Source organism: Burkholderia sp. BCC1638 (assembly GCF_902833195.1).
GTDB lineage: Bacteria > Pseudomonadota > Gammaproteobacteria > Burkholderiales > Burkholderiaceae > Burkholderia > Burkholderia diffusa.
The window spans coordinates 192,534-201,087 of record NZ_CADFEC010000013.1; the positions used below are offsets into that span (position 1 = coordinate 192,534).

Sequence of the window (8,554 nt, forward strand, 5' to 3'; positions counted from 1 at the left end):
CCGCGCGGCGCTACGTCGCGCTTACTTCCACAGCGCGCAGCGCGATTCCTGCTTGGTGCCGAATGCCTGATCGCCCGGAATCGTCGCGAGCACCTTGTAGTAATCCCACGGCTCCTTCGATTCCGACGGCTTCTTCACTTCCATCAGGTACATGTCGTGAATCATGCTGCCGTCCTGGCGAATGAAGCCCTTCGCGTAGAAGTCGTTGATCTTCATCTTCTTCAGCTCGGCCATCACCTTGTCGGAGTCGGTCGTGCCGGCCGCCTGCACGGCCTTCAGGTAGGTCGTCACCGACGAATAGTCGGCCGCCTGCAGGCTCGACGGCATCTTCTTCATCTTGCCGAAGTAGCGCTGCGCCCACTGGCGCGACGCCGCGTCGCGGTTCCAGTACCAGCTGTCGGTCAGCACCAGGCCCTGCGTCGTCTCGAGGCCAAGGCTGTGCACGTCGTTGATGAACATCAGCAGCCCGGCGAGCTTCATCGTCTTCGTGATGCCGAATTCCTTCGCGGCCTTGATCGAGTTGATCGTGTCGCCGCCCGCGTTCGCGAGGCCGAGGATCTGCGCCTTCGACGACTGCGCCTGCAGCAGGAACGACGAGAAATCCGACGCGGACAGCGGATGCCGCACCGCGCCAAGCACCTGGCCGCCGTTCGCCTTCACGACGTCCGACGTGTTCTTCTCGAGCGCCTTGCCGAACGCGTAGTCGGCGGTCAGGAAGAACCAGCTCTTGCCGCCCTGCTTCACCACCGCCGAGCCGGTGCCCTTCGCGAGCGCCATCGTGTCGTACGCATAGTGCACCGTGTACGGTGTGCACTCCTCGTTCGTCAGCGTGTCCGCGCCCGCACCGATGTTGATGTAGACCTTCTTCTTCTCCGCGGCGAGCTTGGCCATCGCCAGCGCCGTCCCCGAATTCGTGCCGCCGACGAGCAGGTCGAGCCCGCCGCGGTCCATCCACTCGCGCGCCTTCGACGCGGCGATGTCCGCCTTGTTCTGGTGATCGGCATAGACGACCTCGATCGGCTTGCCGAGCACCTTGCCGCCGAAATCGGCGACGGCCATGCGGATCGCCTCGAGGCCGCCCTGCCCGTCGATGTCCGCGTAAAGCCCCGACATGTCGGTGACGAAACCGATCTTCACGCTATCCGCGGCGTGTGCGGCGCCGGCTGTGAACGCTGCGGTCGCGACCGCGAGACACGCGTGTGCGAGGGTCTTCATTTTCATTGACGTCTCCTGTTCTTCTGATGCGTTGTGGTTGTTCGAAGGCCGCCACGGCTAGCGGCAAGGGAAACGGGGCGGCGTCACACCCCGAGCAGGTCGTGAAGGATCGGCATCTTGCCTTCCAGTTCGGATGAGCGGAAATGCTCGACGATGCGGCCATGTTCCATCACGTAGAAGCGGTCGGCGAGCGGCGCGGCGAAGCGGAAATTCTGTTCGACCATCACGACCGTATAGCCGCGCGCCTTCAGCGCGACGATCATTCGCGCGAGCGCCTGCACGATCACCGGCGCGAGGCCTTCGGAAATCTCGTCGAGCAGCAGCAGGTTCGCGCCGGTGCGCAGGATCCGCGCCACCGCGAGCATCTGCTGCTCGCCGCCGGACAGCCGCGTGCCCTGGCTCTGCCGGCGCGACGCGAGGTTCGGGAACATCGCGTAGATCTCGTCGAGCGACATCGCGTGCTCGCGCGGCCCGATCGGCGGCGGCAGCATCAGGTTCTCCTCGCACGACAGGCTCGAGAAGATTCCGCGCTCCTCCGGGCAATAGCCGACGCCGAAATGCGCGATGCGATGCGTCGCGAGGCCGATCGTCTCGTTGCCCGCAACCTTGATCGAGCCGCTGCGCCGGCCGGTGAGGCCCATGATCGCGCGCAGCGTCGTGGTGCGGCCCGCGCCGTTGCGGCCGAGCAGCGTGACGACCTCGCCGCGATGAACGCTCAGGTCGACACCGTGCAATATGTGGGATTCCCCGTACCAGGCCTCGAGGCCCGTGATTTCCAGCGCGGGCGTGCCGCTTTCGACGCCGCTCAATTCGCGTTCCTCCCGTTCGCTGTGCTTCATGCGTGCGCCCCCGCGAGCGCCGCATCGGCGCTGCCCATGTAGGCCTCGATCACCAGCGGATTCTTCGACACCTCCGCATACGACCCTTCGGCCAGCACCTCGCCGCGCTGTAGGACGGTGATCGTGTCGGAGATGCCCGCGATCACGTTCATGTTGTGCTCGACCATCAGGATCGTGCGGCCGCTCGCGACCTTCTTGATCAGCGCGGTCACGCGGTCGACGTCCTCGTGACCCATCCCTTGCGTGGGCTCGTCGAGCAGCATCAGTTCGGGTTCCATCGCGAGGGTCGTCGCGATCTCGAGCGCGCGCTTGCGGCCGTACGCGAGCTCGACCGTCGGCACGTGCGCGAAATCGGTGAGGCCGACCTGCGTGAGCAGGTCCATCGCGCGATCGTCGAGGCGCCGCAACGTGCGCTCGCTGCGCCAGAAGTGGAATTCGGTGCCGAGCGCGCGCTGCAGGCCGATGCGCACGTTCTGCAATGCGGTCAGGTGCGGGAATACCGCCGAGATCTGGAAGGAACGGATGATGCCGCGACGTGCGACCTGGGCGGGCCGCTCGTCGGTGATGTCGATCCCGTTGAAGACGATCTGGCCGGCCGTCGGCGTCAGGAACTTGGTGAGCAGGTTGAAGCAGGTGGTCTTGCCCGCGCCGTTCGGTCCGATCAACGCATGGATCGCACCGCGGCGCACACGCAGGTTGACACCGTTCACGGCGGTGAAGCCCCTGAATTCCTTCGTCAGTCCGCGTGTTTCGAGAATCGTGTCGCCGAGAATCATGTTCCCTTCCGTACGAAGTCAGGCGAAGCACCGGGAAGATTCGCGCAAGCGACCGCGAACAGAACCGCGGATCAGCGGGCTGCCCCCGGGGCGCCGTATTACGCCTCGAGGGTGGTCTCCCGCGCCGACGCGTATGCACACTGCGCAACATTGTCGCGCCGTTGGTGCAGTGCAATCATCGGGATTTGCACTTATAGGGCTGGCCGCCATACAGGACGCGGCTGAGCGCGGATTTCGACGCGTTTTTTTTGACACGCGCATCATCGACGGTCGCGCTCGCACGACGCGTGCCTGCGCGAACGCGGGCACGTTACGCTGCGCGTCATGTCGTCGCGCAACAAGAAGACTGCGAGCAATGCGCGGCGTGCGTGTCGTCGATCCGTTGCGATCCGCACGCGCCAGCTTGTTTCGCATAGCGAATCAGCGGGCACCCGGATGACGGCCCGCTGTCGCGCGTGTCAGCGTGGCGTCATGCTGCCGTCACCGCCGCTTCCGTTCGCACCTGTGTCGCGTCGTGCGCAGCACGTCGATCGGCGCGGATCATGTCGCTCGCGCGCTCGGCGATCATCAGCGTCGGCGAATTCGTGTTGCCCGACGTGATGAACGGCATCACCGATGCATCGACGATCCGCAGCCCCGCGATGCCGCGCACGCGCAGCCGGCTGTCGACGACGGCGCGCGCGTCGTCCGCACGCCCCATCCGGCACGTACCGACCGGATGGAAGATCGTCGTGCCGACCGCACCCGCCGCTTCGATCAGTTCGGCTTCGGTCTGGTACCGCGTGCCGGGCAGGATCTCCTCGGGGCGGTAGCGCGCGAGCGCCGGCGCGGACGCGATCCGGCGCGTGAGGCGCAGCGCATTCGCCGCGACATGACGATCGTGGTCGGTCGACAGATAGTTCGGTGCGATCGACGGCGCCGCGCCCGCATCGGGGCTCGCGATATGCACGCTGCCGCGCGAGCTCGGCCGCAGATGGCAGACGGACGCCGTGAAGGCGTTGAAGCCGTGCAGCGGCTCGCCGAAACGCTCCAGCGACAGCGGTTGCACGTGGTATTCGAGATCGGGGCGCGTAAGCGCGGGATCGTCCGGATCAGACTTCGCGAACGCGCCGAGTTGCGACGGCGCCATCGACATCGGCCCGCGCTGCAGCAGCGCATATTCGGCGCCGATCATCAGCTTGCCCCACCAGTGCGCGGACAGCGTGTTCAGCGTGCGTACGCCTTCGACGCGAAATGCCATCCGCAACTGCAGGTGATCCTGCAGGTTCTCGCCGACACCCGGCAGATCCTGCACGACGTCGATGCCGAGCGCCTGCAGCCGCGCGCCCGCGCCGATGCCCGACAGTTCGAGCAACTGCGGCGAATTCACCGCGCCGGCGGTGAGCAGCACTTCGGCGCGTGCACGCGCGACGTAGTCGGTGCCGCCGCCGCGATACTCGACGCCGACCGCACGCCGCCCGTCGAAGATCACGCGCTGCGCTTGCGCGCCGGTGATCACGGTGAGGTTCGGGCGGGTCATCGCGGGCCGCAGGAACGCCTTCGACGTATTCCAGCGCACGCCGCGCTTCTGGTTCACTTCGAAATAGCCGACCCCGGTGTTGTCGCCGCGGTTGAAATCGTCGGTCGCCGGGATGCCCGTCTGCTGCGCGGCCTGCGCGAACGATTCGAGGATCTCCCAGCGCAGCCGCTGCTTCTCAACGCGCCAGTAGCCGCCCGCGCCGTGCGCCTCGCTCGCGCCCGCGTGGTGGTCCTCGCTGCGCTTGAAGATGGGCAGCACGCTGTCCCACGACCAGCCGGCGTCGCCGGTTTCCTGCGCCCAGCCGTCGTAATCCTCGCGCTGGCCGCGCATGTAGATCATCCCGTTGATCGACGAGCAGCCGCCGAGCACGCGGCCGCGCGGATACGACAGCGCGCGGCCGTTGAGCGCCGCCTCGGGCTGCGTCTTGTACAGCCAGTCGGTGCGCGGATTGCCGATGCAATACAAATAGCCGACCGGGATGTGGATCCAGTGATAGTCGTCCTTGCCGCCGGCTTCGAGCAGCAGCACGCGGATCTCGGGATCCTCGGTCAAGCGGTTCGCGAGCACGCAGCCCGCGGTGCCCGCGCCGACGATCACGTAATCGAATTCGCCCTCGAGCGTGCGTTGAGTACTCACGAGTGTCTCCATGGATTGTTGTGTATCGCGCATGCGATTCCGCGCGTCGTTTTCAGCATAGTGCGTCACGGGCGGCGATGCGGTCGATGAAGCGTACTCCGGCCGCCCGCCGCCGATCCAATGAGTTATGCTGAATCGCGTTATAAGCTGCGCTCATATCACGACGATGGATCTCACCCTGCTCCGTGCGTTCGCGACGGTCGCCCGCGAAGGAAACCTGACGCGCGCCGCCGTGCAGTTGCACCTGACGCAGCCGGCCGTCAGCCTGCAGATCAAGCATCTGCAGGAAACGCTCGGCGTCACGCTGTTCACGCGCACGTCGCGCGGGCTTGCGCTCACGCGCGACGGCCAGACGCTGCTGCCGCACGCGGAGCGCGCGCTGGCCGCGGCCGCGGACGTGCAGCGCGCCGCTGCTGCGCTGCGCCACGAGGTGCGCGGCCGGCTGCGGATCGGCACGATCCTCGATCCCGGCTTCCTGCGGCTCGGCGGCTTCCTGCGCGCGCTGGTCGAAACCCATCCGCAGATAGAAACTGCGTTGCGGCACGGGATGTCCGGCTGGGTGCTCGAACAGGTGCGCGCGCAGGCGCTCGACGTCGGCTATTACATCGGCCGGCCCGGCGAGGACGATCCGCGCGACGACGCGCTGTTCCACACGGTCACGCTCACGCACTTCCAGTACCGCGTGCTCGCGCCGGCCGGCTGGAAGGAGCGCGTGCAGCGCGCGCACGACTGGCGCGCGCTCGCCGCGCTGCCGTGGATCTGGACGCCGCCGGCGTCCGCCCATCACCGGCTGCTGTCGCGCCTGTTTGGGGCGGCCGGCGCGCAACCGGTGAAGGTCGCCGAGGTCGACCAGGAGCAATCGATGCTCGATCTCGTGAAATCTGGGATCGGGTTGACGCTCGCGCGCGACTCGACCGCGCTGGCCGAAGCGCACGCACATGCACTGACGATCGTCGAACGCGTGACGGTGCCGACCGAACTGACTTTCGTGACGCTCGCCGAGCGGCGCGCCGAACCAGCGATCGCGGCCGCCCTGCGGCTGATCGAGACCCAATGGGCGATATGAGCGCCGCTGATGCCTGTGCGGCCGGTCGCGCACCGGGCGTCGGACTTCGGCACCCGACGCGCAGCAGATGCCCGATCGATGCCCGCAAGTGACGGGTGTTATCGCGAACGGGCGCGAATCTCCGCGGCGCGTCGCCGCGTCCCGCCTTCCCGTCACGCCACCATCGCAGGCTTTTTGCTAGATTGTGCCTTCGCACACCGCGAGACCCCTGATTGAAGGAGACCCGCATGGCCCGCAACATCGAGATCAAAGCCCGCGCCCGTGAATTCGACCGGCTGCGCGAACAGGCGGCCAAGCTCGCCGCCGAAGCACCGCTCTTCTACCGCCAGCAGGATTTCTTCTACGACGTGCCGCGCGGCCGGCTGAAGCTGCGCCGCTTCGAGGACGGCACGCCGGCCGAACTGATCTTCTATCAGCGCGACGACCGTGACGGCCCGAAGGCGTCGTACTACACGCGCAGCCCGGTGACGAACCCGGACGCGATGCACTCGCTGCTCGCGACCGCGCTCACCACGCGCGGAATCGTGACGAAGGAACGGCACGTCTACCTCGTCGGCCGCACGCGGATCCACCTCGACCGCGTCGACGGCCTCGGCGACTTCATCGAACTGGAAGTGGTGCTCGGCCCCGACGACGACGAAGCCGGCGGCGAAGCCGAGGCCCATGACGTGTTCGCGAAGCTCGGCGTGGCGCAGGAGGATCTCGTCGCGGTCGCGTACGTCGACCTGCTGAACGCCGACGCACGATCCGAAGCGGCCTGATCCGGCCCTGTCCGCGGCGGCGCCTCGCGCCGCGCCGCCGGCCCCGCCGCCGCGTCAGGCGGCGCCGGGCGCCAGGTGCGCGAGCGGCAGCGCGCCGTTGCGCTTGAAGGTCGTCAGCACGATGTTCGAGCGCACGCTGTCGACGCCTGGCACGCGCATCAGCTTCTTCATCACGAACTGCGACAGCGCGTTGAGATCCGGCGCGACGATCCGCAGCAGATAGTCGGCGTCGCCGACCACCGCATGACATTCGAGCACTTCGGGCAGCACGTCGATCTGTTGCTGGAACTGCTCGATGATCGAATCGCCGTGGTGCTTGAGCTTCAGGCTCGTGAACGCCGTGACGCCGAGCCCGAGCTTTTCGGGGCGCAGCATCACGCGGTAGCCTTCGATCACGCCGGCCGCCTCCAGCCGCTGCAGCCGCCGGCCGATCTGAGACGGCGACAGCGGCACCTCCTCGCCGAGCTGCTGGTGCGTCGCGCGGCCGAAGCGCTGCAGCACGTCCAGAAGCGCGAGATCGAAGTGATCGAGTTCCAGCATGAGCATTCTCCGCATTGATTCCCATTTTAATGCGCGATTATCGCATCAATAAGCGAACTCACGCCATCTTTGCGCCCATTCCGCATATCGCCCGCTCTACACTTGCATGGTTCCCAACCACAGCGTGCAGAGCCTCACCATGTCCACCGTCGTCACCGCGAAACTGCAGGAGCAGTTCGACGCGGGCCTCGAAACCCGCGCCGATTTCACCATCGACCAGCCGCTCGAACGCTACGGCCAGGTCGACCACGCGGTGTGGCGGCAGCTCTATGCGCGCCAGTCGGCGCTGCTGCGCGGACGCGCATGCGACGCGTTCGTCGCGGGGCTCGGGAAGATCGAGCTGCCGGCCGATCGCGTGCCGTCGTTCGCCGACGTGAATCGCCAGCTGAAACCGGCCACCGGCTGGGAAATCGTCGCCGTGCCGGGCCTCGTGCCCGATCGCGTGTTCTTCGAGCACCTCGCGAACCGGCGGTTTCCGGTCACCTGGTGGATGCGGCGCCCCGATCAGCTCGACTACCTGCAGGAACCCGACTGCTTCCACGACCTGTTCGGCCACGTGCCGCTCCTGATCGAGCCGGTGTTCGCCGACTACATGCAGGCATACGGCCGCACCGCGCTCGCGGTGGCGGACGACGAAGCGGCGCTCGCGCGGCTGGCGCGTCTCTATTGGTATACGGTGGAGTTCGGGCTGATCCGCGACCCGAACGGCACGAACGGGCTGTCGATTTACGGCGCCGGGATCGTGTCGAGCAAGGGCGAGAGCCTGTACAGCCTTGAAAGCGCGGCGCCGAACCGGCTCGGTTTCGACCTCGAGCGCGTGATGCGCACGCGCTACCGGATCGACACGTTCCAGAAGACCTACTTCGTGATCGACGATTTCGCGCAATTGTTCGCGCTGGCCGACGTCGACGGCCGTGCGCTGGCCGACCGGCTGGCCGCGCTGCCCGAATTCCCGGCCGGCGCGGTGGTCGACGGCGATCTCGTGCTGCATCGCGGCACGGGCGAAGGCTGGCCGGACGACGCCGACGCGTAAGTCCGCGGGCCATGCCGGCATGATTCGCGCGCCGGCGCCCGCCCCGTTACTATCTTCGTGCCCCGATAATCGGGGCTTTGGCCAGCCAGGCCCGGCATGATTCTCGCCCCCAGTCGCAGTCATGATCCGGGGGGTGTTGTCACCGGGCCTGGTGGGTGGCTGGTGATCG

The 8,554-nt window shown here is 67.1% G+C and carries 8 protein-coding genes; 3 read left to right on the top strand and 5 right to left on the bottom strand.

The window, feature by feature from the left end:
• Positions 1 to 21: 21 nt before the first annotated feature.
• The 4 genes from HWX22_RS17730 to HWX22_RS17745 form a co-directional block, all read right to left on the bottom strand.
• Entirely contained in the window at positions 22 to 1,221 is a 1,200-nt protein-coding gene (locus HWX22_RS17730) for an ABC transporter substrate-binding protein (protein WP_059814550.1), read from the bottom strand.
• A 77-nt stretch (positions 1,222 to 1,298) separates the two neighbouring features.
• A complete protein-coding gene (locus HWX22_RS17735; protein ID WP_059465973.1) occupies positions 1,299 to 2,054 on the bottom strand; it encodes an ABC transporter ATP-binding protein in 756 nt (251 codons plus the stop codon).
• Complete coding sequence (locus tag HWX22_RS17740) at positions 2,051 to 2,830, bottom strand: ABC transporter ATP-binding protein (RefSeq protein WP_040142748.1); 780 nt, start codon at positions 2,828 to 2,830, stop codon at positions 2,051 to 2,053. The genes HWX22_RS17735 and HWX22_RS17740 overlap by 4 nt, the downstream gene beginning before the upstream one ends.
• Positions 2,831 to 3,299: 469 nt before the next feature.
• Entirely contained in the window at positions 3,300 to 4,985 is a 1,686-nt protein-coding gene (locus tag HWX22_RS17745; RefSeq protein ID WP_059814669.1) for a GMC family oxidoreductase N-terminal domain-containing protein, read from the bottom strand.
• A 166-nt stretch (positions 4,986 to 5,151) separates the two neighbouring features.
• Here HWX22_RS17745 and HWX22_RS17750 point away from each other — a divergent pair, with 166 nt between their 5' ends.
• Together HWX22_RS17750 and HWX22_RS17755 are read left to right on the top strand one after the other, a co-directional pair.
• Positions 5,152 to 6,051 (top strand): LysR family transcriptional regulator, encoded by a 900-nt coding sequence (locus HWX22_RS17750; RefSeq protein ID WP_175907815.1) that lies wholly within the window; start codon positions 5,152 to 5,154, stop codon positions 6,049 to 6,051.
• 227 nt (positions 6,052 to 6,278) lie between these two features.
• Complete coding sequence (locus HWX22_RS17755; RefSeq protein WP_059531241.1) at positions 6,279 to 6,812, top strand: class IV adenylate cyclase; 534 nt, start codon at positions 6,279 to 6,281, stop codon at positions 6,810 to 6,812.
• 54 nt (positions 6,813 to 6,866) lie between these two features.
• Here the strand turns inward: HWX22_RS17755 and HWX22_RS17760 are convergent, their stop codons facing one another.
• Positions 6,867 to 7,352: an Lrp/AsnC family transcriptional regulator gene (locus HWX22_RS17760; protein WP_006408082.1), complete on the bottom strand. Its 486-nt coding sequence runs from the start codon at positions 7,350 to 7,352 to the stop codon at positions 6,867 to 6,869.
• A 106-nt stretch (positions 7,353 to 7,458) separates the two neighbouring features.
• Here HWX22_RS17760 and phhA point away from each other — a divergent pair, with 106 nt between their 5' ends.
• Entirely contained in the window at positions 7,459 to 8,385 is a 927-nt protein-coding gene (phhA, locus tag HWX22_RS17765; RefSeq protein ID WP_175916125.1) for a phenylalanine 4-monooxygenase, read from the top strand.
• The last annotated feature ends 169 nt before the right edge of the window (positions 8,386 to 8,554 follow it).